Origin of the sequence: Geminocystis sp. CENA526 (assembly GCF_050753365.1) — a bacterium.
Lineage (GTDB): Bacteria > Cyanobacteriota > Cyanobacteriia > Cyanobacteriales > Cyanobacteriaceae > Geminocystis.
The window spans coordinates 1-24,906 of the sequence record NZ_JBLZFY010000013.1; the positions used below are offsets into that span (position 1 = coordinate 1).

Here is a 24,906-nt window from a genome sequence, read left to right on the forward strand (position 1 = left end):
CTCTTCCCCCTCTTCCCCCTCTCCCCCCTCTCTCTTCCACCTGTCTCCTAGTCTCCCACATGATACCCTCTTGGTTAGTAATTGGTTCGATCGCATTTTTAGTAAGTTTCTTGATTAATCGCATTCCTAGCGATGATTTTCGTTGGTTTTTGCGGTTAAAACGTCCGTCATGGTTAACCATTGAATTTGCTATTCCCTTTATTTGGATTTTCATTTTTGTTTGTCTGATTTTATCCGCCAGTATCATTTGGGATACGGATATAAATATGGGCAAAAAAATCCTTTTAATGACTCTTTATCTTGGTTTAGAAGTAGCGATTTTAGCTTATACGAGGGTAATGTGTGCCTTTCGCAGTTTATTAGTGGGGGTATTCATTGGCGGAGGAGGCTTTTTCCTTGGTTTAATCTTGGCAGGATTGGTATTTTTTACCAATAAATCGGCACTATATCTACTCATACCATATCTTTTATGGAGTCCCATCGGAACTTATGTTACTTGGGCTATGATACCTTTAAATCGTGATGCTATTTAATGATTATGTGTGACGAGTACGGGAGGAATCGAACCTCCGACACCCAGAACCGGAATCTGGTGCTCTATCCCCTGAGCTACGCACCCAATATTAACCCATAGTAAATTTAATTTTACCACAGTTATTAACTTTATGATCACTGAAATTATTATATAATTATGTCGATCGAAAAAAATGATACTGCTCGATCGAACTTAACCTATTAAAAATTCTCTCAAAAAATATGACGTTAGAAATAGATCAAGCATTAAAATTATTAAAAGAATTTAGCTGTATTGATGTTAAAATCATCGAATCAGAGGAAGAAAAATTGAGGTTACAGGAGGCATTAAAATTAATTGTAAGTTTATCCGATGATCAAAATTTTGGTATTTGTGCATCTTCCCCTCAAGAAGCGTTAAATAGTTTAAACAGTTATTTATTAGCATTAGGACACGAAGATGATATAACTAAAGATATATCATTAACTCATAAACCAGTATATTTGAAATTTAGTACGGAAAGAAAAGCCTATAATATCAGTGATTATAGCGGAGACTATCGAGGAGTTTTAGTTACTATTTTTGCTGATTTTAACGATAAAATTGTGGGAACTTATGGACATTTTCCTTTAGATTTGTTCCTTTAATTAACAACTTTTGAAAAGTGTATAAAAAATTAATAATCATCAAAACACCAAGCGATAAAAATGATGATTATACCCAATAAAAAAAGCCAAAAATAATTACCTATCGAACTAAATAAATCAAAGAAAGAAACGGTAATTATATTAAAACTAATTTGAGTTAAAGCAAAAACAAATAGAACAAACAAGCATAAAATAACCATACAAAACACCCTAGACAATGCCCTTTATCACAAAATTAATTATACTCAGTCAAGAAATAACAAATAATAGGGTTTGCTGAATATATTTTAATCCTTATGGATTTTTTCTCTTACCCATTGACGAAACATTTTAACTAAATCTAAGTAGTCGATCGAATCTAATTGTGTCATAAAATTATCGATTTCTAATAAAGGTAAATTAGGAAAAATTATGCTATTTTCTGCTTGAATATACTCATTATTTTTGAGTTGTAAAATTTGTAAACCGTCACGGGTATAAACCCAAACTTCTTTTACTCCTAACTCTTGATAAATCTTTAAACGCTCATTAGATGGTGAAATTAAGTCAATTTCTAAAATTAAATCTGGGGGTATTGCTTCATCGGGTTTAAACTTTTTAACGTTTCTAATTAAATCAATATTTTCTATATAAAAACAATCATCAGGTTCAGCTCCACCATATCCCAATAGTTTAAAAGTAGTCGAGCCTAGGGGGGATATATTAATGTCTAATTCTTCCGCTAAAGTTTCTATAAAACGTCCAATAATTCTTTTATAATATTCATGCTCAGGAGAAGGTGACATAATTTCTAAATTACCATGATAATAAGTTAATTTTAGACGGCGACTTTCACTTAAGTCTTGCCAAAGACTCATATAAGTATCCCAGCTAATACCCTCAAGATTAAAGACATCATCGGCGACAATGGATGGAGTTAAAACTGCGGTTGTCATAATTTTTATATTCCTCAATCTATCATTACTTTCAACAGGCTTAATATATCAATAAGGGTTAATCTATAAGGGTTGATAGTATTCAACCCCTACAAGGGAATAAAATACACACTTTGCAAATGAATTTTAACTGGCGGATTTGGCTTTTTTCTCTGCTAATCTGGCTTCGGCGGTTTCCATCACTAACTCTCTTTTCTCCAGAAATTCCCCCGGATAGTTTTCCAATACTTTTGTCGATAAGGAAATACGATTTTTCATCTCGTCAATCTCTAATATAACTACCTTGATTTCATCGCCAATTTTGAATAAGTTACTCAAAGAACTAATTTGTCCTTCACTAATTTGTTTAATATGTAATAATCCCGCTACTCCGCCAAAGTCCACAAATACTCCGTAAGGTTGCATTTTTACTATCTTACCTTGTACTAATTCACCTTCTTGTAAGTTCTGCATAGCACTCGATCGAGCGATATTTCTTTGAGTCAAAACGATTTTATTTTGGGGTCGATCGATTTGTAGTACATTAGCCTTTAAAGATTGATCGATTAACTTCTCAAAATCATCCTTTTCGATTAGGTGCGATCGAGGTATAAACGCTTTCAAACCATCCACTTGTCCAATAACACCCCCTCGGTTAACTCCCGTTACCAACATTTCTACAACTTTACCCTTTTCTTGCACTTCTGCTAAATTATCCCATGCTTGTTCGATAAATAATTGACGACGAGACAACTTCACTTGTCCTTCAGAGTCTTGCTCTTTTATAATCAAAAATTCAAATTCTTGTTGAAGGGGTAAAACATCTGCCACATTAGTCATATTTTGCCATGAGGCTTCACTAAGAGGCACAAAACCCGGAGATTTACCGCCAATGTCCACATAAACACCACTAGAATCATATTGAAACACTTTACCCTTGACAATATCACCCTTATTAAAATGATAATCGTATTGTTCCTGTTCTAAGGCTTTAGCAAAATCATCCATTGAAAAGGGGGTTTTTTGCTCGGAGGGGTTAGAATTAGCGGTCATAATTAATTAAATAAAAAATCACTTCATGAAACGAATCTTTTTTATTATAGTAGTTTCTGTCTTAGGGTGAAAAAAATTATTACAAAACTTTTTTATGGTTTAGCAATTTATAAGACACAAAACCCAAGCCAAGATGCAAAATTCGGTATTATTTGCTATTTAGTGTCTAAAATTTCAAAGTTCTAAGTATAATATTCATTAACCTATTCTGCTTCATATTTCTTAATATAGCTTATCTCAATCCAATATTCTTTGATTTCGCACTATTTTTTATTTTTGAGATTATATTAAGATTGAGAAACAAAATATCTATTCAAATTTCTAAAAATATTTAATTAAATATGACTAATATATCCGAAGAATATAAAGATAAATTTTTGCAGTTAATTAATCAAAAAATGGGTATTAGTATTCGCCCTAAAGACTTAAAAAATTTTTCTCAAAATATTAATCAAAGAATAGAAGTTAATAAACTATATTCAGCATCAGAATACTATGAACTTTTAACAGAAAACACTCGCAGATGTCGAGAAGAATGGCAAAAATTAGCCATAGTATTAACCAATTTAGAAAGCTATTTTTTTAGAGATAAAGGACAAATTCAAATCCTACAAAACTATATTTTACCTAAATTAATTAAGAAAAATAATTCTACTAGAAATATTAATATTGTTAGTGCTGGTTGTTCGACGGGAGAAGAAGTTTATTCCCTCGCAATTTTACTCAAAGAAATTACTGAAAATGTCCATGAATGGAATATTAAAATTTCTGGTTTAGACGTTAATTTAGAGGCTTTAGAGAAGGCACAAAAAGGTGTTTATGGTTCTTGGTCATTGCGTAGTATGCCTCAAGAAAAAAAAGATAGTTATTTTAAGTATCACAATGATCATTATGAAATTCTACCAGAGTATAAAAAAATGGTCAGATTTCAGCATTTTAATTTAGTCAATGATTCATGGGATCAACTTAATCCTCCTCCTGATAATGTGGATTTAATTATCTGTCGTAATGTGTTTATTTATTTTGATGCAGAGTCTATTCAAAAAGTAGTAAATAAATTTAAAAATATCCTTAAAATATCGGGATTTTTAATGACAGGTCATGCTGAAGTTGACAGTTCTAAAATAACACAATTTGAGGCAAAAAGTTTTCCCGAATCGTTAATTTATATTTATGATCCTAGTTTAGTCAATCAAAAATATTCTTCTGTTTCTTTACCAAAAAATAATCAAGAAGAAACAAAAATTTATAACTCGCCAAATAATAATATTTTACCTCTTTCTCCTATTTCTATTCCAGAAATAAAACCGTTACCTTTCAATAATTTTGCAAGTTCGCTCGAACCTAAACAACCTAATATTATCAATAATGCTCCCAAAACATCTTTACAAGTACCTCAAAATATCGAAGAAAACCTATTATTTATTGAAACACAAAAATTAATCAAAGAAAAGTCTTATAAAAGTTCGATCGAAAATACCCAAAAATTAATTGAACAATATCCCAAAAATATTTTACCCTATCAAATGATGGCAGAAATTTATGCCAATACGGGAGATTATTTAGAAGCAGAAAAATATTGTAATTTAGCCTTAAAAATCGATTCCTTTGCGGTATATCCCCATTATATTTTAAGTCACTTAGCCGATGCTAATGGGGATTTAGAAGAAAGTAAGAAACTATTGAAAAAAATTATTTATTTAGATGCTAACTTTATTCCAGCTTATGTTGAATTAGCTAATATTTATCAAATAGAAAATGAAGTTTCTTTAAGCCAAAAAATGTGGAAAAATTTAGGGGAAGTATTGAATAAACTACCTGATACAAAAGTTATTCCTGAATTGGATAACTTAACCGTATCACAATTAAAAGAAGAATTAAAAACTCGTCTTACAATTTAGTATTTTAGCTTCTTTGAACAACTGCTTTCTTCCTTTAATTGCAAAATACAGCAAATTTGTAGGTTGGGTTAGTGATAACGTAACCCGACAAAACATTCATATTTTGTTGTGCAGTGTACTCGATTAAATTAATCTTACACAAAAGGAATTTTTCTTAATGTTTTATTTAGAAATCTATAAGAATAAAAGTTATATGATAGTAATAGACATATTTATCAAACTATCATCTCATGACAAAAATTCATCCCCAATGTGCCAACTTGGCTTCCCAAGTCAATCAAATCCTTGAATTACTCCAGAAAAACCCTGAACTTCGATCGCACCAAAACACCTCGCAACTAGAAACCAGTGTCAGAAAAGCCATTTCACCCCGTTTTGAAATAGTCTTTGCAGGGGCATTTAGTGCAGGAAAATCTATGCTGATCAATGCTATACTTGGACGTGAATTATTATATAGTGCAGAAGGACACGCTACAGGTATTGAATGTTACATTGAATACGCTCCTCCAGAGCAAGAAAAAGTAGTACTAACGTTTCTCAGTGAAAAAGAAATCTTAGAACAAATACTTTATATTTCTAAGCGACTCAACATCAACTTGACAGATATTTACGTTAATCAAGCCCATGTAATCGAACAGTTAAAGAAACAAGCTGAACAAATTATCGCTCAAGAAGGGGGAATTAACAAGTCAGAAACCGCTAAACAAGCCAATGCGTTGAAACTATTGTTAGAAGGTTTTGAAGACAACAAAGACAAAATCAGAGAGGATAGCAACGCTACTTATTCCATGGGGCAGTTTAACTTTAATAATCTCACAGAAGCGGCAACTTACGCTCGTCGAGGCAAAAATTCTGCGGTGTTAAAACGTCTTGATTATTATTGTAATCATCCCCTCCTCGAAGATGGAAACGTGTTAGTTGACTTACCCGGCATCGATGCGCCCATTCAAAAAGATGCCAAGTTAGCCTATGATAAAATCGAAAATCCTGATACTTCCCTCGTGGTATGTGTTTTAAAACCAGCTTCGGCGGGAGATTTAACCCAAGCAGAAACAGATTTATTAGAAAAAATTAAGTCTAATCCTGCTATTAGAGATCGAGTTTTTTATGTCTTTAATCGCATCGATGAAACGTGGTATTCTGGACAATTAAGACAACGATTAGAGCATTTAATTGCTACAGAATTTAACCACACAAATCGAGTTTATAAAACCAGTGGATTATTAGGCTTTTATGGCACACAAATTAAGCAAACTTCCTTTAACGATCGATACGGATTAGATAGTATATTTCAGGATAGCATTAAAGAGTTAGGAGGAGAAGAAGAAACCCCTCAATTCATCAGTGAATTTAATAATTACTGTGCCAATTCTGGTAAATTAACCCGTACTAATTTTAAAGTTTCTGTTCATGGTTACGATACCCCAAATCAAAACTATTTAAGAATATTAGGAGAGTGGGGAGTACCTTTAATTGATCAGTTAATTAATGATAGTGGTATTGAGAATTTTAAATATGAAATTACTCGTTATTTAACAGAAGAAAAACGCCCTCAATTATTCACTAATTTAGCCGATGATTTACAACCTATTTGTATCGCAATTAAGAAGTTTTATCAAAATAAACAAACGGATTTAATTAGTCAACCTCAAGAAATTGAGACGATGAAGCAACAAGAATTAGCTCGTTTAAACACTCAATTACAACAAATTGGCGATGAATTTTATCATTATATCAAAGAACAAACTAACCAAATTGTTAACAAAGAAAATAAGTTATTTAACCAAGATTTTAAGAAAATGAGTTCCCGTTTTGTTAATCATCTTGATCAATTATTACAAACATTTTCCGTTACCGATACCTATAGTTTAGCAGTCAAAACACACCCTAGAAACTCCACAGCACCATTAATTGCGGTTTTAGTGGAGGCATTATATTATCTTTCTAATTCTCTTGAAGATGTGTTAATTGAGGAATTAAAAGACTTAGTAAAAAACCTTATTACTAATTTAATTCTTGATATTCGTCAACAGGATTGTTACCGTCAACTTTATCGTTTATTAGGTAATGATAGTGGCATTGAAAATCAATTCAATCTTTTAGAAAATAATTTATATTATGGATTGAAAACGGTTGCCACTACAGAGTGCGATCGATATGTACGAGAAACATCTCAGTTTTATAGTGAAGGTACATTTTCCATTTATCAATTTCGGGAGACATTAAAACAGACATCTCAAACCTATGATGTATCCTCGATCGTACAAGCTGAACCTGCTATTCGTCAACTCTTAAAACTGGACTTTGAGCCAAAAGTACACAAAACAATTACTACTGATTTTCCACAATCTATTAACAATACCCTCAAGACAAATTTATTGCCCTTAGCGCAGACAATTCAAGAAAATATTTTAGAGCAATATGATTTAGCAAGGGAAAATATGGAGGAAAATTTAGAACAAGAAGTGCAAGAAAAATTAGCCTATAATCAACAATTAATGGAAGAAATTAAAGAGGATTCTCTTACTTATAATGAGATGATTTCTAATATTAATAATTGCTTAGAAGCCATGCAAGTTTATGAACGAAAATTACCCTTAATTGACATTCAGGAATAAAACTTAAAGTAAGTTGGGTAAACAAAATAAAACCCAACTTCAGTAGATCGAAAAGAAGAGAAAACTCATAGACAAATATATTTTTTATTTGCTATTGATCATACTTATTGTCTTGCAATATTTTATTCGTCTAAAGTACAGTCATAAATTCTGTGAATTTTCGAGAATTAATTAAATTATAGTTTAGCGTTAAATAAGTTTACGCTGGAATACAGAAGAAGAGATCGAGCCTCCTCACTTATTATCATAAAACCTTGTTTAAATATTGTTTACATTGATTATGATTTTCAAGTTTAAAGGTTGATTAACCAATTACACAAGGAAACAACATGATTTTCATTCGTTAAATTAGCACAATTATTTAAAGTTTTAGTTTCCAATTGTTGATAAATTTCTTTTGCCATAGCAGATTCGATCGCTGCTCCAATAAAAAATGTATTAGGATAATAATTACACTGAGAAAAACTATTTCTAATTCGATTTAAAGCAGAGTTAGCTGTTTTCCAATGTTCATCAGCACCAGCAGGATCAATTCCTCCTTTTAATTCCCCTAATCCAATGAATTTTTCAGCGTTATAATGAGCAGATTGTGCTTTACTTTTTGTTAAAACTATTTCATCAGGAGAAGCATTTAGTAAAGATAAATCAACATTTTTATTAACGATAGGAATGTTTAAATTATATAGTAAAATTCGGTGATTATTATTACTATTCCAATATAAGCCTTTAACTTTTTTCTCCAAATCTAACTCATTATTAGCAACGAACCATGTTTTAGTGTTGGCATCTAAATATTGAAAATCAATTCCCAAAATAAATAGAGTAGATAATAATATTCTGGTAAATTTCCATTCTCCTATTTTGCCCCCTAAGTTTCTCATAATTCCACCTAAAGAATCACCTTTACTAAGTAAGAATCGATAGACTAATTCATCAACAAATGATAATCCAGCAGGTTCTAAAAAATTATCAATTAAACTTTTTATTGCTTCTTTTTTATCTTCATTATCTAAATATTTACTCGCTTTTTCTGAAATTCCCGAAGCAGTAATTAAAGAATTATATATTTGAGTAAAATTCAATAAATCTTTCGGATTTTTGGCTTCTTGTGCGATCGACTTTAAAACTTTTGCTTCTTCAATTAAAGGTGTTGCTTGTCTATTTTTTTCTAAAGCTAAAGCAATAAAACCTGAGCGAGTTTCTTCATAAGAGGTAATCAAAGATTCAAAGGATTCTAAATGATTTTTGTAAGTCATTAATTGTTATTTTCTCCAAATATAAATACATTTTCTTAGTTCATCTTTTCCATAAGTATCCATCTGTTGTGAACTATTACCTTTTTTGTTAGGTAAAACTAATATTTTTGCAATTTTAAAACCCAAATTTTCAGCAATATTAGATAGAATTAAATCAAGCGAAATTGATATTCCTGCATATCTAACATTATCATTAACCATAAACATTAAACTATCTTCTTTTAAGATTCTATAACATTCTTGGATAACGCAACACATTTCATAAAAATATCCTCTTATCATTCTGACAATACCATTATTATTTAATTCTCCCTTATTTTTTTTATCTTCTAAATAGTTTAATATTTCTCTTAATAATGGCATCTTATCACAAACCTCGATCGCCCTTTTCCACTCACCATTAAAAGATAATAACTCTTTATTTTTATTTTCTACAGTACAACTTAACATTTGTTGTCTTAATTGGCTTAATTCATCTTGTTTAACTCCTAAAATTGCCAACTCTAAAGCATAAGTTCTAGTATAATCATAGCGATTGCAATAAGGAGGAGAAGTAATAATTCCCGTATAACTATTAGATTTAATCGTCGGTAAAATATCTAAACAAGAACCTTTTAGTAAATTAATTTTACCTGAATTTTTATTAGGATATAGCAAAGATAATAAATCATTATTTTGATTACTATTCATTATATCTTCTCTAATTTCTTTTAACTTTTCTGTAATAGCCATATCAAAGGATAAAATAATACCTTTATCAAATATTTTACTTCCTTTTGTGCGGTTCGATCGATAATCCCAGCGTAAATATTGACCATCTTTTCTCGTATAACTAATAGACTCTAAAATGGATAATAAAGCCAATATTAAAATATCTCTAACTTCCTCTTTTTCTTTGTCTAATTCATACAAATAACGTTTAATTTTATGCTCATTTTCTATGCTGTAGGCGTTCTCAGTTATCGGGAAAATTTCAAAAGTTTTTATTCCTCCTTCTTGATTCCATTTTTTATCATTAAGCCATTTATTTAAAGTATTAATTAAATAGTTTTTACTTGCCTTTCTAGCAATAATATTAGCTTCGATAATTTTTTGTCCAATAGGTAATAATTCTATACCATCAGCGATAATTCCTAAGTCAGAACAAGCAAATAATGCTGTTCCACTACCAGCAAAAGGATCGAGAAATTTATCAGCATTTATATTATATTGATTAAAAAGATATTCGACTAAGGAAGCGGAAAAAGCCTCTTTATATTTATACCAACGATAATATTTTAAATCTTTATTTCCTTGAAAACTAACCAGTTTACGACTAAGATTTCGATCGATAAAAATTTGTTTTTGATAGTGTTTAAACAATGATAAATCTAGTTCTCTTATTTTTTCTATTTGAGTATTTAATTGCTGGGATGATATACTGACATTAGATATAAGCATTTAATTTATAACTTGGTTTAATTAGTATGAATTTGATGATTTTGAACATAGTTAGTAATAACTTTTTCTATCTCGTTGACAGAAAGAGAATGAGAATATATTTGCTCATTAGAATTACTTTTTAGTCGATCGACATATTGATAAAACGCCTCTTTATCCCCTTGATTTTGGATCACATATTGACGTAATTCTTCTTTATTCATAGTAGTAAAATCAGGTTTAATCATATAAATTGCCAGTCTCCATTTCGATCGCATCGTTATTTCACTTTTTATAAACACTTTGACGATTACCAACTTTGATAATATAGATGATAAGTACTGAAGATTTTATTTCATAAATTATGCGATAATCTCCCACTCTAATTCGATAATTATTGTCAGAATTAACAAGTTTTTTAACTCCTTGAGGATAAGGATTTTGTGCTAATTCTTCAACCGCACTAATTAAACGAGGAATAATATTTTTATCTAACTTTTTAAGTTCTTTTTTAGCACTATTAGTCCACTTAATTTGGTAATAATCCATCACTTTTCAATTCTTCAATAAAGTCTTTATGATCTGTCAACTCTTCATTTTTTCTTTCATAAATATCTTTTAAATCTTCTATATCCATCAGTAATTCTTCAAATTCTTCAATAGGCAAAATAACCGCAATTTTTTCCCCTTCCTGATTGGTAATATATTGCAAGGAAAGTTTTTTTTCTTGATTTATTGTTAAGGTATTTGTCGATCGCATTTTAATTTCTAATTTTTAGTACCATCTAAATTATAGTTAATCTTTTAAGGGGTTCGATCGTGAAGTGGCTCTGCTTGATCGAACCTCCTCAACTGATTAGCTTAAAACTTTGCTTAAATATTATGACTGTTTATGACTTTCTGTCCATTCGTACAAGAGTTCTACCCAGTCCATATATGCTAGAGTTTCTAATAATAAATAAGTAAATTCTTCTATAAATGATTTTTTTTCCTTTGTTAATTTGTTGTTGTATAGTTTATAAAAAAAATCTTTTGGCTTTTCTGTCTTAATATCAAAGATAGGATTATCATAATTATGATGAATCAGAAAAAAATATTTATTTTCTAAAATACGAAATTCCTCCGTCAATGTAATTAATTTTAATAACTTGATAATTACTTCTGGTTTTAAACGTGGTAGCAATATAGAAATATCTCTAAAAACTTGATAATGTTTTTCTTTCATAATTTTTATAATTATATCTTTTTTATTAATGTCTCTTATTAAATCATTCTTAACATTATATTTTTCGCAAAAATTATCAGGTATATTAAAAGGTATAAATAATATCTCCTTCAAAGATATATGATTATTATTTTTAATTACGGAACGGTATTCTACTAAAAATTGTTTAAATTCTACAATAGAATGAAATTTTAAAAATTCATCTTTTTCTTTTAATTTATCAATAATTAATGTTGCTGTTTGCAGTAATAAATGCTGTGATTGTGGATATAAATAAATATTAAAAAAATCAAATTGTATGGTTTTAAATTTCTTCTTATATTGATCATCAAAATTTTTTATTTGTCTTTCTCTTTGTCTCGTTTTAGCAATTTTTTCAGGAGTTATTTCTAATGATTCGTAATTAAATTGAGAATTATAATAATTATAAAGTAGCTCTATATCTTTATCTTCTTTTACAGAGTATTCTTCTTTATGATTCTTTATATATGAAAAGAATTGATCTTTAGTCCCACATTTTATTAAGTATTCTTCTTTACTAATAATTTTGACTCTAATATCTTCAGCATTATGACGAATAAAAGATTTTACAGCATTTATTAAATATTTGTTTAAGTACTTAATATTTTGTCCTTTTGAATCAAAACTTAAATTAATATTAACAGGGTTTAATTCACCCCAATTTTCTCGTAATGAACAATTATTATCAGCATCTTTAGGATGAACAAAACTAGGAGAAATTATCTTTCCATTTGATGTTTCATAACCTTTTCTTAGGGTAACAATAGACTTACAAGAAGGACATTGAAAAACACCATAGTATTGATTATATTGAGCATCTTCGGCATTTATTAATTTTCCTGAAGATATATGATAGGCTTTTTTCATTTTTTTATTGTGTAATAAGATAATTTTGTTAGTAAAAATAGACAACAAATTATATTTTTATCATATTTAATCATAATAAAAAAGGTGGGCAATGCCCACCCTACTATTTAACTTCCGCCGACACGGGCTACATCTTGAGAGTTAGCTTCAAAGGCTGCGTTTAAGGCTTCATCCCCTGTTAAACCAGAGTCGATCGCACTTTTTAGCGCCTGTAAAACTCGTTTATAATCTCTTGGCATTACTTTCACAAATTTACCGATATTTTCCTCCCAATTATCGAGGACTTTTTGAGCTTTTTTACTATTAGTAAATTGTTGATGTTTGACAATTAATTGTTTGATTTCCGCTATCTCTGAGGCATCAGAAAGGGTTTCTAAACCAACCATCTCCGTATTGCAATGAGTCGCAAAATTTCCTGTTTCATCAAAGATATAGGCAACACCGCCACTCATTCCTGCGGCAAAGTTACGCCCAGTTTTACCGATGATAACCACTTTACCCCCTGTCATGTATTCGCAACCATGATCGCCCACGCCTTCCACAACGGCGGTTACACCAGAGTTACGCACACAGAAACGCTCTCCTGCAACCCCTGAAATATAAGCCTCACCACTGGTTGCACCATACAAGGCTACGTTACCGACGATGATATTCTCATCCGCTTCAAAGGTGGCTTTTTTGTCGGGATAAACGATGATTTTACCCCCGCTTAAGCCTTTCCCGATATAGTCATTAGCGTCTCCTTCTAACTCAAGGGTGACTCCTTTTGGTACAAATGCCCCTAAACTTTGTCCTGCACTACCGACGAAATGCAAATGCACGGTATCTTCGGGTAAGCCTTCCCAGTATTTCTTGGTAATCTCGTTACCTAAGATTGTGCCTACCACACGGTTAATGTTTTTGATAGGTAAGGTGGCTTTAACTTTTTCTCCATGCTCGATCGAACCCTTACACAAATCTAATAGAGTAGTAATATCGAGGGATTGATCTAAACCGTGATCCTGTTTGATGGTACAATGACGAGGAGTGTTAGGATCAACATTAGGTTGATAAAGGATGGGCGAAATATCGATACCTTTAGCTTTCCAATGCTCGATCGCACCTTTGGGTTCTAATACATCAGTACGTCCTACCATCTCATCCACCGTGCGGAAGCCCAATTCAGCCATAATTTCCCGCATTTCTTGAGCGATAAATTTCATGAAATTGACAGTATAAGCAGGATCACCTGTAAATTTAGCACGAAGTTCGGGATTTTGGGTAGCAACTCCCACAGGGCAAGTATTCAAATGACAAACACGCATCATGATACATCCCAAAGTAACTAAGGGGGCGGTAGAAAAGCCGTATTCTTCAGCACCTAAGAGAGTTGCGATCGCAATATCTCGCCCTGTTTTCATTTGCCCATCGGTTTCGACAACAATACGACTACGGAGGTTATTTAATAACAGAGTTTGATGAGTTTCTGCTAATCCTAATTCCCAAGGCAATCCTGCGTGTTTAATAGATGTGCGAGGAGAAGCCCCCGTGCCTCCGTCATAGCCTGAGATTAAGACTACATCCGCTTTTGCCTTAGCTACTCCCGATGCGATCGTACCTACTCCCACTTCTGACACTAATTTAACGTTAATACGAGCGTTGCGATTAGCGTTTTTCAAGTCGTGGATTAACTCCGCTAAGTCTTCAATGGAGTAAATATCATGGTGAGGAGGAGGAGAAATTAAACCGACGCCGGGGGTAGAGTAACGCACCTTTGCAATCCAAGGATAGACTTTTTTACCCGGTAATTGTCCACCTTCACCCGGTTTCGCACCTTGCGCCATTTTAATTTGAATCTCTTTAGCTTGGGATAAGTAAAGACTGGTGACACCAAAACGCCCACTAGCTACCTGTTTGATAGCACTATTTTTCGAGTCTCCTTGCTCATTAGTCCAAGTATAGCGCTCTGGGTCTTCTCCTCCTTCCCCTGTGTTAGATTTACCGCCAATACGATTCATGGCGATCGCCAAAGACTCATGGGCTTCTTTAGAAATCGAACCGTAACTCATTGCACCTGTTTTAAAGCGCTTCATGATGTTTTCGATCGACTCTACTTCTTCGATAGGAATAGACTCCCGTTGTTTAAACTCCAATAAGTCACGCAAACGGAAATATTGTTTACCATCATCATTAATCATCTGGGAATACTTCTTAAATAGTTGATAATCTCCCAGTTGCACTGCCTGTTGTAAGGTGTGAATAGTTTGAGGGTTAAACAGATGTGATTCGCCGTCTTTACGCCATTGATATTCTCCTCCCACTTCTAATGTGTGACCATTGACTTGTCTGTCGGGGAAAGCGTGGCTATGACGCATAATCGTTTCTTTGGCGATGACTTCTAAATCAACTCCTTGTAAACGGGAAGCAGTGCGATTAAAGTATTTATCAATGATGCTTTTATTTAAGCCCACAGCTTCAAAAATTTGAGCGCCTCGATAGCTTTGGATGGTAGAAATACCAATCTTGGCGGCAATTTTGATTACCCCTTTGGTTACGGATTTGATGTAGTTATAAACCGCAGTATCATAATCAACTCCTGTTAACAAATTCTCGTCAATCATCTGATTAAGGGTTTCATAGGCAAGGTAGGGATTGATTGCACCGCAACCATAGCCTAACAACACAGCGAAATGATGTACCTCTCTAGGCTCTGCTGATTCTAAAATTAAACCTACAAGGGTTCGTGTGCCGTTACGGATGAGATGATGATGTAACCCCGCTACTGCTAGTAATGCAGGTATGGGGGCATTGTTAAAGTCCACTCCTCGATCGCTCAAAATTAGGTGGGTGCATCCCTCTTTGATTGCTTGATCTGCTTCGGCAAAAATCGCTTCTAGGGCATCTTCTAAGCCTTTTACCTCATCTTTGGGGTTAAACAAAATTGAGATAGTATGAGCTTTGAATTGGTGGGTTTGATCCCCCCCAGCCCCCCTTACTAAGGGGGGAGTCGAAGACGGGGGGATGCTGTCTAAGGGGGAGGTAAGTGCTTTCAGTTTTGCTAATTCTTCATTTGTGAGAATGGGAGTTTTGAGGGCGATGAGGTGACAACTTTCGGGTTGAGGATTGAGCAAGTTTCCTTCTCTACCGATAGTGGTTTCGGCGGAGGTGATAATAGCTTCTCTGATAGAGTCGATCGGTGGGTTGGTTACTTGGGCAAAAAGTTGTTTAAAATAGTCGTATAGGAGTTTGGGTTTGTCGCTTAATACCGCTAAAGGTGTATCAATACCCATTGCACCCACTGACTCTACTCCCGTTTGTGCCATTGGTAATAGCAACATCCGCAAGTCTTCAAAGGTGTAACCAAAGGCTTGTTGTAAGGGAATTAGATTATCATTATACAGGCTAGAAGCCTGTTCTACGGAAGAGGTTGGTAATTTCTCTAGGGTGTATAAATGTTCGTCTAACCATTGTTGATAAGGTTTTTGGGTGATGATAGGTTGCTTGACTTCTTCATCGGCAACGATGCGCCCTGCTTCCATATCCACTAGAAACATTTGCCCCGGTTGCAGTCTTCCTTTCGATTCTACTCTTTCTGGCTCAATGGGCAATACTCCTGCTTCTGATGCCATGATGACTAATCCATCTTTAGTTACAGTGTAGCGTGATGGACGTAAACCGTTTCGATCGAGTATAGCACCAATTTGCTTTCCGTCGGTGAATGCGATCGAAGCTGGTCCATCCCAAGGCTCGATTAAACAGGAATGATACTGATAAAATGCTCGTTTTTCAGCACTCATGGATTCATGTCCACTCCAAGGCTCAGGAATCATCATCATTACCGCATGGGGTAAACTGCGCCCACTTAATACCAACATTTCTAAGGCATTATCGAAGATGAGGGAATCGCTACCATCCATGTTGATAATAGGCTGAATTTTTGTCATGTCGTCACCAAATAACTCCGATTGAAATAAGGCTTGACGCGCGTGCATCCAGTTAGTATTACCCCGTAGAGTGTTGATTTCGCCGTTATGGGTGATGTAGCGATAAGGGTGCGCTCTTTCCCAACTAGGGAATGTATTTGTACTAAAACGAGAATGCACTAAGGCGAGGGCGCTTTCTAATTCAGGGTTACTCAAATCAAGGTAATATTTGCCCACTTGCTCAGGGCGCAACATTCCTTTATATACGATCGTACGACTAGAAATAGTGGCAGGATACCAATATTCGTCAATTTTAGGCGCTTTGATAACAGCGTGTGATCGTTTTCTGATGACAAATAATTTACGCTCAAAGGTAAGATTATCAGTAATTTCGGGATTTTTAGCGATGAAAACTTGTTGCACAAAAGGCTCACATTTTAAGGCACTTTTACCCAAATCTGAGTTATCCGTAGGTACATCACGCCATCCTAAGACTTTTTGCCCTTCTTCAGCGACTACTTGCTCAAATAAAGCTCTAGCTTTCAATCTAGCGGTTTCATCAGGGGTAGTGAAAATCATCCCTACGGCATAGCTACCAACTTCGGGTAAGGTAATCCCCAATTTTTGGGCTTCTTTACCCATAAATTCATGGGGTAACTGCATTAAAATTCCTGCACCATCGCCAGTGTTAGGCTCTGCACCACAACCGCCTCTATGATCTAAATTGATTAAAATGGTTAAGGCTTGTTGTACGATTTCATGGGATTTTTTCCCGTATTTATTCACCACAAAGCCCACACCACAGGCATCGTGTTCATTTTGAGGATCGTATAATCCTTGTTTTTCTGGTATTAAACTATATGTCATAATTGCTTCCTAAATTGTTGGTGTCGATCGTGCAAATGTAAAGAAATGATTAAGTCTAACTTGGTTTCTCTTTACTTGTTTATTTCACATTATAGGAAGATTTAAGGAATTAACTCGTTTTTTTGTCAGAAAGTTAATATAAGATTAAGTTTTTTTAAGTTTATGGGGTTCGATCGAACTTAAAAGTAAAGTAGAATTAACGTTAAGAAAATAATTATTCAGAGTTTAATTTTTAGCTAAATGGCTAATTTATCCCCAGAAACAATCACAAAAATATTTGAATTACAAATCAGTATTTGGAATATTATTAATGAAACTACAAGCACAGAATATTGTCTTTTAAAACAACACGGTGAAACAGAAGCAACGATTTCTGATTTAGATATGTTGCAAAATACTAAAGAAAAAACTACTACTTATTATTCTCGTCTTTACACTTTATCATTAAGAATAGCGGAAACTCAACCGATAGCTTCTTTGGCTATGATAGGCTTATTAGAGAAAACTTTAAACGAAGCCGAAGGGATAATTTATGCTTCCCTTGCAACTGTTCAAGAAATAAAAAAGGATTGGAACTTATTATGAGTAATATAGAAAAAACACCAAATTTAGAGAAAATCCAAGAAAGAGCAAAAAAAATGCAAAAAAATTGTCATCGTTGGGATGCATTAATTTCTGTAACTGAGGATTTAATTACTCAATTAGAGGAGGAAATTCGTCAACAACCTAATTATATATATCGTTTGGAAAAAGCTAAAAATTCTCTTAACTTCACTCAATAAAAAATTAAATTTTCCTTATTTTTGATCTCGATCGAAGCGTTTTTTTGTCAGAAAATTAACATAAGATTAAGTTTTTTATTATCACAAATAATAAATATTTCCTGAGTTAGTTTCTATGGCATCTGCGTATATGTAGTCAAAGTCACTTTCGTAACCAGAATAATCTTCATCTTCAATATAGGGACGAAAAAAATTTTCAATTAACCATTGAGATAACTGTATAAAATTTCTTTGACGATCAATAAAAATTACACCGACAATTGCTTCAAACATTTCTGCCCATAATCGAGGTTGTTTTTCTGGAGAGAGTCTGTTTTTATTATTCCAAGAGGAGCTAAATTTAGGTAATCCTAAATCAATAGCAAATTTAGTTAAAGAATCTTTTGAAAGTATTTTTTGACGAAAATTGTCAAGCTCTTTTTTATTAAAATTGTTGTTAAGATTGAATATATAATCTGCTAATTTAGTATCAATAACAATAAATTTATGATTCATCGACGAGTAATTCTTCTAAAATTTCCTCTGTTAATCCTTTCCCTTGAGCATTTTTACCGATTCGATCGAAAACACTAAGTAAATCTTCTTCTTGATTTTGAGAAAGATTTTTGTCTAATTCTTCTCTCAATTTATTTTGTTCTTGTTTTGGTAATTGTTTAACAAGGGTTAATATTTTGTCAAAACTTAAGGATAGTTGATCAACTTGTTGTATCATAAAATTTAAAATTAAACTATCTTTTTTTTTAACTAATTAATACTTGAATTGTTCCATATTTGCATAATTATAGCAAAATATCATGGCATTTTATAAAACATTAAAAACCAGCCCTTGTGAGTTTTCCCCCTCACTATTTATAGCTTTCAGCTAACTTTTGTAAAATACGGGGTTTGAGTCGCTCAAATTCATCTCTTAATCTTTTACGGCTCAAATTAGCGTCTCCTTTATCATTAAAATTAATACTATTTTTCACCCAATCGCGCATAATGGCACACTGATTAGATGCGATCGTAGAGATCATACTATGTTGACACTTTTCAGGCTCTTCTAAGGCAAAAAAGAGGATTTTATAACTACCCAATTCTGCTAAAGAAGCGACAACTTGACGAGAGCTTTCACTTTTTAAGTCTAAATAACAGGGTAGCCATCGAGGACCATAAGTAGGATTATAAATTACGGTAATCCATAAAATCATCGGATGGGGTGAACTTAAGAACAAAAACTGATTATAACGAATACTCACTACACGATTTAAAATATCCTGTTTATCTAACATTACCCACAAACTAGGATAGGTTTCTGTTTGAGTGTTAACGATGCGAGGAAAAACAATTTTTTGAATGGGTTTATTTTTAGGCCATGTTAATTTTGTGTCTTTGGCTACTTTGGGTTGAGATTTTTTCCCTGACGGGGCGACTACGGTGGGGGAAAATTCTGTTTTTTCTTCGTTTTGACGACTGGCTTGAGCTTTTCTCTGTTCTTGACCTTGATCCGCTACAATGGTTTCCTGACCAGAATAACTGGTTCTTTTGCTAGTGTCATTACGATTATTTTCTTTTTCAATTCTTTCAATAACTCTCAAAATTTCGGCTACGGTTTGGGGTCGATCGTCCCTCGATTTTGCCATACACTTCAAGATAATATTTTTTAAATCAGAAGGTATTTTTAAATGGGCTTCAAAAGGGCGGGGTTGAAAATCATGGTGAGCTTTATACCACGCTCCAAAAGAGGATGTTTCGGGTAAAATGGGCATCTCTAGGGTTAACATTTCATACATCATCACCCCTAAACTGTAAATGTCCGATCGATTGTCTAACTCTTTACCCTCCATTTGTTCAGGGGAACAATAAGCCAAAGTTCCCATAAATGAATGAGTTTGAGTCGCATTTGCCTGTACTAATTTAGCAATCCCAAAATCGAGAATTTTCACTAACTCCCCTAATGTGGGGTCTTGCATGACAGATACATTACTAGGTTTTATGTCTCGATGCACCACTTGACACAATTCTTTGTGCAACATTATCCCACTATGGGCGGCATCCATGCCCACACAAATTTGACGAGTAATATAAAGAAATCTTTTGAGTTCTAAGGGTTGAAATTTAATAATATCACTTAAACTTTGTCCTTCTAAAAATTCCATCACATAGTAGGGGACTTCATTTTCATCCACGCCATAATCTCTAACTCGAATGATATGGATACTTTTTTCTCCTAAAAGAGCGCTGATAGTGGCTTCTCTTTCAAAGCGATGACGCATTTTTTCGTTAAGTAGAGTTTGGGAGAGAAATTTGACAGCTACGGTTACTCCACCTAATACTTGATCTTCTGCTCTATAAACTTGTCCCATAGCACCAGAACCAATTAATTCAATTAATTGATAACGATCTCTTAATATACGATTATCTTTTTGCCCTAAACTCATGATTTAACTTAATATATCAAATCTTAATCTATTCCTATTGTGACTCATGTTTACACATTTTACCCGTGACGTTCTAAAATTCCTTCTAAAGTATTGTAAAGATGATTCCCCGCCATCATACCACTGGTTAGATGATAAGTGCCTTCATCTAAGCGAAAAAAGGTCTCAAAACCATTGAAACGGCGATTATCTCCTAATACCCAATATCTTTGAATAATAGAGTCACTACTTAACCATCCTTCTCCTTCTATTTTTTCAAAATCACTTCTTTTTAAAACATAAGTATATTGAGTTCGATTAGCGGGTAAAAATCCTTTATACTCATAGCTTATATCTTGTCGATCGCTTTTTGGAAAAACTATTTTTGTTTTAATGATAAACCAATTAGACTGATCCCATGTGATAATAGTCGCACCCTGAAAAGGAATAGCAATTTGAGTTTTGTCAAGCCATGTACCCTTTATAATCCAACTACTAGGTTCTAAAAGAAAAGAATGAGTCATCGAAATATCATTTAAACAGGATTGGTGATGTTTTAGGATAATTGTGAGTCAAAAAATTTTATTCACTCCTAAATATAAATATATAATATACGAAAAAAGCGACTTACTCACGAAAAATTTATGACAACGGATCAATTCTTAATGTTAATTGTGTTATTAGTACCCGGATTGTTACTTTCTTTTTTAGTAATGATTTCCTTTGCTAAAGGCGGATAAAAAGAATTAAGAATGAAGAATTAAGAATGAAAAACTATTACCTATTACCTATTACCTATTACCTATTACCTATTACCTATCTTCGTCAAAAGACTATGAGACAAACCCTAAAGTAGATAAATCGCTGTGACTAAATCGGCTGTTTTGTCTAATTTAAAGCCTAATTTTTGACATAAATTCTGCATTCCGATATTGTCAGGTAATATTTCGGCAATGATTTCTTTAATGCCCTCCTGTTGTGCTATTTTAATGAGATTTTGCCCTAATAACGTGCCTAATCCTTGTTTTTGATAGCTGTCTTTTACTAATAACCCTAATTCGGCTTTTTCCATATCACCATGGACTCGACTTAAACGTGCGATCGCCAAGATTTCTCTGGTATCGGTGTCAGGATGACGATAACTGGCAACTAAGGCTATTTCTTGATCATAATCGGTAAAGCAAATACGAGCTAGTCTTTCATGGGAGATTAAAGATTGGTAGCTGATAGAGTGAAAAAAGCGCAAATAAACACTCTCTTGGGATAATGCCTTACAAAAGGATACCACTTGAGGCTCATCTTCGGGACGAATAGGACGAATTTTGATTAGTTTTCCATCCTGAAGAGTAGTTTTCGAGATGTATTGGGAAGGATAAGGACGAATGGCTGGGGGTATAATGTCTTTTTTATCGGTATTTGGTTCGTATAATAACACCCTTGCGTCTAAGGCGATGAGGTTATCTTCTCCTGCTAGTAAGGGATTAATGTCAATTTCTTTGATTAAGGGTTGCTCGATGACTAATTGACTAAATAATACCAAAATTTGCTCTAGTTGAGCTAAATCAACGGCTTTTCTTCCTCTGACTCCCTGTAAAGCGGTGTAGATTTTTGTTTGCTCCATCAAACGCCTTGCTAGGGTACTATTTAAGGGTGGTAATCCTAATGCTTGATCTTTATATACTTCTACTAATTGCCCCCCTGTACCAAATAATAACACGGGTCCGAATTGCGGATCGATCGAACTTCCTAAGATTAATTCATAACCGTCTAGTTTAATCATCGGTTGAATAGTTACCCCTAAGAAGTCACTTTCACTTACTCCTTTTTGAATGGCAAGGAAGGCTTCTTTAATGTCGTTTTCGTCTTGGAGATTTAACCTAACCCCCCCGACATCGGTTTTATGGGTAATGGTTTCGGAATGGAGTTTCATCACTACCGGATAGCCTATTTTTTCGGCGGTTTCTAAGGCACTTTCTACGGTTTTAGCGATGATAGTGGTGACGGTGGGAATCCCATAAGCCTCTAATAACTGCTTAGATTCGTATTCTGTTAAGAGAGTGCGGTTAGTGTTATGGGCATGGGCGATAATTTTACTAGCAAAATCCTTCTGAATTGTACCTTCAGAATTGGCAAAACTAGGAATTTCGTACAATCCCCGCAGGTTATAACTATAATGCCACATGAGATTAAATAAACGAGACGCATCATCAGGATAGGCTTGGGTATAAATATTACCTCGATTCAGAATTTCGATACCTGTGGCAACACTACTTCCTCCCATCCAACAAGCTAATACTGGTTTATCGGTAATTTTATCGGTAATTTTCGTTAATTCCTCCGCCGTTTTAGTCGGATCAGTCATATCTTGGGGAGTTAAAATAACTAATAATCCATCACTATTGCTATCTTTAGACGTAATTTCTAAGGCTTGAGCATACCTTTGAGGGGTGGCATCTCCTAAAATATCAACGGGGTTGCCGTGACTCCAATGGGTTGGTAATATCTTGTTTAACTGTTCGATCGTACTGTCACTAAGAGAAGCTAGTTTACCCTTACCCCATGTTAGCGCATCAGTGGCTAATACCCCTGGCCCTCCAGCGTTGGTTAAAATCGTTAAACGTCTTCCTTTGGGGCGTGGTTGTTTTGCCAATAACTCCGCCATGTTAAACACTTCTTTAACGGTATCGACTTGTAAAACTCCACAACGGCGAAAAGCGGCGGCTAACACTTTATCACTGCTACTAAGCGCCCCTGTATGGGATGAGGCGGCTTTGGCGGCTTCTTCGGTGCGCCCTCCCTTAATCACAATAATCGGTTTCGATAAGGCTACTTCCCTCGCCGCCGAGATGAACGATCGAGCGTCACCGATGGATTCCATATAAATTACGATACTTTTAGTTAAAGGATCATCTCCAAAATAATAGATCAAATCACCCCAATTAACATCTAACATCGAGCCAACGGAGATAAAACCACTAAAACCGAGATTTTCCTTGAGACTCCAATCGAGAATAGAAGTACAAAAAGCCCCACTTTGACTGATAAAAGCCACGTTACCACTTCTAGCGCTGGTACTTGCAAAACTAGCATTTAAACCAGTGGGAGGACACATTAAACCCAAGCAATTTGGTCCTATAATGCGTAAATTGCCTTTACGAGCTTCTGTTAACACTTCTTGCTCTAATTTAATCCCTTCTGGTCCAATTTCCTTGAATCCTGCGGAAATAATAATCGCTCCCTTAACTCCAGTCTCCACGCATTCCCTAATCACATTAGGCACACCAACGGCAGGTATGGCAATTACCACCAGATCGATCGACTCTGGTATTTCCCTAATGCTACTATAAGCCCTAATACCTAAAACATTTTTACGCTTAGGATTAATAGGATATACCGTGCCACCGAAGGGATGACTAATTAAATTCCAAAGCAAAGTGCGCCCGACACTACCTTCTTTTTCCGATGCACCCACCAAAGCAACGGATTTCGGGGCAAACATAAAATCCAGAGGATTATAGTTATACCGCATAATATCATGTACTTTATCTGTAGCCATAATTTTTCTCTTTTTCCGATTAATTGTTTAATAACTTCATTCTAAAAGAGATAAGAGGAATGGAGAATTAAGAATTAAGAATTAAGAATTGAGAATTATACACTGTGTAATGTAATAAATCTTAATAAAAAGTGGTATTGATTCAGTTTATTGTGGGAAATTAGCAATAAAACTGTTTTTGTAAATTTTTATAACCAGAATTTAAGACAATAATAAGGATAAAAAAATGAGTGTTAATCTAGCTACCATGTTAAAAGAAGGTACTAAAAAATCCCATTCTATGGCTGAAAATATGGGCTTTATTAAGTGCTTCCTGAAAGGAGTTGTTGAGAAAAATTCCTATCGTAAATTAGCGGCAAATCTTTATTTTGTCTATGGCGCTATGGAAGCAGAAATGGAGCGTTTAAAAGATCATCCTCTTGTTAGTAAAATCTACTTTCCTGAATTAAATCGTGAGTCTAGTTTAGCAAAAGACCTTCAATTCTATTATGGTGCTAACTGGAAAAATGAAATTTCGATTACTCCTCATGGACAAGCATACGTCGATCGAATCCATGAAATCGCTAATACTGCTCCTGAATTATTCGCCGCTCACTCCTATACTCGTTATTTAGGAGACTTGTCGGGGGGGCAAATCTTAAAAAATATCGCTGAAAAAGCCATGAATTTAGATGGTGAGGGTACTGCTTTTTATGAGTTTGAAACCATCAGCGATGAAAAAGCCTTCAAAAATATGTACCGTCAAGCCTTAAATGATTTACCTGTAGATCAAGAAACTGCTGAACGTATTGTACAGGAAGCCAATGACGCTTTTGGTATGAATATGAAAATGTTTCAAGAATTAGAGGGTAACTTGATCATGTCGATCGGTAAAATGTTATTTAATACCTTAACTTCTCGCCGTCGTCGTGGTAGTACCGAATCTGATAATACGGGAGAACTAGCTACCGCTGAATAATTAGGGT

Annotated in this window: 21 protein-coding genes and 1 tRNA gene; 7 read left to right on the forward strand and 15 right to left on the reverse strand. The window is 34.0% G+C overall.

Annotated features, from left to right (window positions below):
- The first annotated feature begins 59 nt into the window (after window positions 1-59).
- Window positions 60-533: a TspO/MBR family protein gene (locus tag ACN4EE_RS05735; protein ID WP_431705504.1), complete on the forward strand. Its 474-nt coding sequence runs from the start codon at window positions 60-62 to the stop codon at window positions 531-533.
- A 13-nt stretch (window positions 534-546) separates the two neighbouring features.
- Here the strand turns inward: ACN4EE_RS05735 and ACN4EE_RS05740 are convergent.
- Window positions 547-619 (reverse strand) — tRNA-Arg (locus ACN4EE_RS05740).
- A 137-nt stretch (window positions 620-756) separates the two neighbouring features.
- Here ACN4EE_RS05740 and ACN4EE_RS05745 point away from each other — a divergent pair.
- Entirely contained in the window at window positions 757-1,161 is a 405-nt protein-coding gene (locus tag ACN4EE_RS05745; protein ID WP_431705451.1) for a DUF1824 family protein, read from the forward strand.
- Between the two features lie 287 nt (window positions 1,162-1,448).
- Here the strand turns inward: ACN4EE_RS05745 and ACN4EE_RS05750 are convergent, their stop codons facing one another.
- Both ACN4EE_RS05750 and ACN4EE_RS05755 read right to left on the reverse strand, forming a co-directional pair.
- On the reverse strand, window positions 1,449-2,096 hold the full coding sequence (locus tag ACN4EE_RS05750; protein WP_431705452.1) for a Uma2 family endonuclease: 648 nt from the start codon (window positions 2,094-2,096) through the stop codon (window positions 1,449-1,451).
- A 126-nt stretch (window positions 2,097-2,222) separates the two neighbouring features.
- On the reverse strand, window positions 2,223-3,128 hold the full coding sequence (locus ACN4EE_RS05755; protein ID WP_431705453.1) for a S1 RNA-binding domain-containing protein: 906 nt from the start codon (window positions 3,126-3,128) through the stop codon (window positions 2,223-2,225).
- Between the two features lie 341 nt (window positions 3,129-3,469).
- Between ACN4EE_RS05755 and ACN4EE_RS05760 the strand changes: the two genes are divergently transcribed.
- Together ACN4EE_RS05760 and ACN4EE_RS05765 are read left to right on the forward strand one after the other, a co-directional pair.
- Window positions 3,470-5,029, forward strand: coding sequence for a CheR family methyltransferase (locus ACN4EE_RS05760; RefSeq protein WP_431705454.1), 1,560 nt, complete (start codon window positions 3,470-3,472; stop codon window positions 5,027-5,029).
- A 230-nt stretch (window positions 5,030-5,259) separates the two neighbouring features.
- Window positions 5,260-7,647, forward strand: a complete 2,388-nt coding sequence (locus ACN4EE_RS05765) for a dynamin family protein (RefSeq protein WP_431705456.1) — start codon at window positions 5,260-5,262, stop codon at window positions 7,645-7,647.
- Window positions 7,648-7,940: 293 nt separating this feature from the next.
- Here ACN4EE_RS05765 and ACN4EE_RS05770 read toward each other — a convergent pair whose 3' ends face one another.
- The 7 genes from ACN4EE_RS05770 to gltB all read right to left on the reverse strand — a co-directional run bounded on the left by ACN4EE_RS05770 (window position 7,941) and on the right by gltB (window position 17,204).
- On the reverse strand, window positions 7,941-8,903 hold the full coding sequence (locus tag ACN4EE_RS05770; RefSeq protein WP_431705457.1) for an AvaI/BsoBI family type II restriction endonuclease: 963 nt from the start codon (window positions 8,901-8,903) through the stop codon (window positions 7,941-7,943).
- A gap of 6 nt (window positions 8,904-8,909) precedes the next feature.
- Window positions 8,910-10,343, reverse strand: a complete 1,434-nt coding sequence (locus ACN4EE_RS05775) for a site-specific DNA-methyltransferase (protein WP_431705458.1) — start codon at window positions 10,341-10,343, stop codon at window positions 8,910-8,912.
- Window positions 10,344-10,360: 17 nt separating this feature from the next.
- Window positions 10,361-10,600, reverse strand: a complete 240-nt coding sequence (locus ACN4EE_RS05780) for a DUF6887 family protein (RefSeq protein ID WP_431705459.1) — start codon at window positions 10,598-10,600, stop codon at window positions 10,361-10,363.
- A 7-nt stretch (window positions 10,601-10,607) separates the two neighbouring features.
- Complete coding sequence (locus ACN4EE_RS05785; protein WP_431705460.1) at window positions 10,608-10,871, reverse strand: type II toxin-antitoxin system RelE family toxin; 264 nt, start codon at window positions 10,869-10,871, stop codon at window positions 10,608-10,610.
- Entirely contained in the window at window positions 10,852-11,082 is a 231-nt protein-coding gene (locus ACN4EE_RS05790) for a hypothetical protein (RefSeq protein ID WP_431705461.1), read from the reverse strand. The genes ACN4EE_RS05785 and ACN4EE_RS05790 overlap by 20 nt, the downstream gene beginning before the upstream one ends.
- A 120-nt stretch (window positions 11,083-11,202) precedes the next feature.
- Window positions 11,203-12,435: a hypothetical protein gene (locus ACN4EE_RS05795; RefSeq protein ID WP_431705462.1), complete on the reverse strand. Its 1,233-nt coding sequence runs from the start codon at window positions 12,433-12,435 to the stop codon at window positions 11,203-11,205.
- 107 nt (window positions 12,436-12,542) lie between these two features.
- Entirely contained in the window at window positions 12,543-17,204 is a 4,662-nt protein-coding gene (gene gltB / locus ACN4EE_RS05800; RefSeq protein WP_431705463.1) for a glutamate synthase large subunit, read from the reverse strand.
- A 240-nt stretch (window positions 17,205-17,444) separates the two neighbouring features.
- On the opposite strand from gltB, the gene ACN4EE_RS05805 reads away from it, so the two are divergent.
- Both ACN4EE_RS05805 and ACN4EE_RS05810 read left to right on the forward strand, forming a co-directional pair.
- Window positions 17,445-17,789 carry a hypothetical protein gene (locus tag ACN4EE_RS05805; protein ID WP_431705464.1) on the forward strand — a complete coding sequence of 115 codons (345 nt, stop codon included), beginning with the start codon at window positions 17,445-17,447 and terminating at the stop codon, window positions 17,787-17,789.
- Window positions 17,786-17,986, forward strand: coding sequence for a hypothetical protein (locus ACN4EE_RS05810; RefSeq protein ID WP_431705465.1), 201 nt, complete (start codon window positions 17,786-17,788; stop codon window positions 17,984-17,986). The genes ACN4EE_RS05805 and ACN4EE_RS05810 overlap by 4 nt, the downstream gene beginning before the upstream one ends.
- Window positions 17,987-18,067: 81 nt before the next feature.
- Here the strand turns inward: ACN4EE_RS05810 and ACN4EE_RS05815 are convergent, their stop codons facing one another.
- From ACN4EE_RS05815 to ACN4EE_RS05835, 5 genes are all read right to left on the reverse strand, one after another.
- Complete coding sequence (locus tag ACN4EE_RS05815; RefSeq protein ID WP_431705466.1) at window positions 18,068-18,481, reverse strand: ribonuclease III domain-containing protein; 414 nt, start codon at window positions 18,479-18,481, stop codon at window positions 18,068-18,070.
- Window positions 18,471-18,698 carry a hypothetical protein gene (locus ACN4EE_RS05820; RefSeq protein ID WP_431705467.1) on the reverse strand — a complete coding sequence of 76 codons (228 nt, stop codon included), beginning with the start codon at window positions 18,696-18,698 and terminating at the stop codon, window positions 18,471-18,473. The genes ACN4EE_RS05815 and ACN4EE_RS05820 overlap by 11 nt, the downstream gene beginning before the upstream one ends.
- Window positions 18,699-18,831: 133 nt before the next feature.
- Entirely contained in the window at window positions 18,832-20,406 is a 1,575-nt protein-coding gene (locus ACN4EE_RS05825) for a serine/threonine protein kinase (RefSeq protein ID WP_431705468.1), read from the reverse strand.
- Between the two features lie 59 nt (window positions 20,407-20,465).
- Window positions 20,466-20,909, reverse strand: a complete 444-nt coding sequence (locus ACN4EE_RS05830) for a hypothetical protein (protein ID WP_431705469.1) — start codon at window positions 20,907-20,909, stop codon at window positions 20,466-20,468.
- 323 nt (window positions 20,910-21,232) lie between these two features.
- A complete protein-coding gene (locus ACN4EE_RS05835) occupies window positions 21,233-23,941 on the reverse strand; it encodes a bifunctional acetate--CoA ligase family protein/GNAT family N-acetyltransferase (RefSeq protein ID WP_431705470.1) in 2,709 nt (902 codons plus the stop codon).
- Window positions 23,942-24,167: 226 nt separating this feature from the next.
- On the opposite strand from ACN4EE_RS05835, the gene ACN4EE_RS05840 reads away from it, so the two are divergent.
- Complete coding sequence (locus ACN4EE_RS05840; RefSeq protein WP_431705471.1) at window positions 24,168-24,899, forward strand: biliverdin-producing heme oxygenase; 732 nt, start codon at window positions 24,168-24,170, stop codon at window positions 24,897-24,899.
- Window positions 24,900-24,906: the final 7 nt, after the last annotated feature.

Coding starts and splice junctions, on each gene's coding strand:
- ACN4EE_RS05825 (WP_431705468.1), bottom strand. CDS start 20,406: ATGAGTTTAGGGCAAAAAGATAATCGTATATTAAGAGATCGTTATCAA.
- ACN4EE_RS05810 (WP_431705465.1), top strand. CDS start 17,786: ATGAGTAATATAGAAAAAACACCAAATTTAGAGAAAATCCAAGAAAGA.
- ACN4EE_RS05830 (WP_431705469.1), bottom strand. CDS start 20,909: ATGACTCATTCTTTTCTTTTAGAACCTAGTAGTTGGATTATAAAGGGT.
- ACN4EE_RS05815 (WP_431705466.1), bottom strand. CDS start 18,481: ATGAATCATAAATTTATTGTTATTGATACTAAATTAGCAGATTATATA.
- gltB (WP_431705463.1), bottom strand. CDS start 17,204: ATGACATATAGTTTAATACCAGAAAAACAAGGATTATACGATCCTCAA.
- ACN4EE_RS05760 (WP_431705454.1), top strand. CDS start 3,470: ATGACTAATATATCCGAAGAATATAAAGATAAATTTTTGCAGTTAATT.
- ACN4EE_RS05755 (WP_431705453.1), bottom strand. CDS start 3,128: ATGACCGCTAATTCTAACCCCTCCGAGCAAAAAACCCCCTTTTCAATG.
- ACN4EE_RS05835 (WP_431705470.1), bottom strand. CDS start 23,941: ATGGCTACAGATAAAGTACATGATATTATGCGGTATAACTATAATCCT.
- ACN4EE_RS05795 (WP_431705462.1), bottom strand. CDS start 12,435: ATGAAAAAAGCCTATCATATATCTTCAGGAAAATTAATAAATGCCGAA.
- ACN4EE_RS05770 (WP_431705457.1), bottom strand. CDS start 8,903: ATGACTTACAAAAATCATTTAGAATCCTTTGAATCTTTGATTACCTCT.
- ACN4EE_RS05785 (WP_431705460.1), bottom strand. CDS start 10,871: ATGGATTATTACCAAATTAAGTGGACTAATAGTGCTAAAAAAGAACTT.
- ACN4EE_RS05780 (WP_431705459.1), bottom strand. CDS start 10,600: ATGCGATCGAAATGGAGACTGGCAATTTATATGATTAAACCTGATTTT.
- ACN4EE_RS05735 (WP_431705504.1), top strand. CDS start 60: ATGATACCCTCTTGGTTAGTAATTGGTTCGATCGCATTTTTAGTAAGT.
- ACN4EE_RS05745 (WP_431705451.1), top strand. CDS start 757: ATGACGTTAGAAATAGATCAAGCATTAAAATTATTAAAAGAATTTAGC.
- ACN4EE_RS05790 (WP_431705461.1), bottom strand. CDS start 11,082: ATGCGATCGACAAATACCTTAACAATAAATCAAGAAAAAAAACTTTCC.
- ACN4EE_RS05765 (WP_431705456.1), top strand. CDS start 5,260: ATGACAAAAATTCATCCCCAATGTGCCAACTTGGCTTCCCAAGTCAAT.
- ACN4EE_RS05840 (WP_431705471.1), top strand. CDS start 24,168: ATGAGTGTTAATCTAGCTACCATGTTAAAAGAAGGTACTAAAAAATCC.
- ACN4EE_RS05820 (WP_431705467.1), bottom strand. CDS start 18,698: ATGATACAACAAGTTGATCAACTATCCTTAAGTTTTGACAAAATATTA.
- ACN4EE_RS05750 (WP_431705452.1), bottom strand. CDS start 2,096: ATGACAACCGCAGTTTTAACTCCATCCATTGTCGCCGATGATGTCTTT.
- ACN4EE_RS05775 (WP_431705458.1), bottom strand. CDS start 10,343: ATGCTTATATCTAATGTCAGTATATCATCCCAGCAATTAAATACTCAA.
- ACN4EE_RS05805 (WP_431705464.1), top strand. CDS start 17,445: ATGGCTAATTTATCCCCAGAAACAATCACAAAAATATTTGAATTACAA.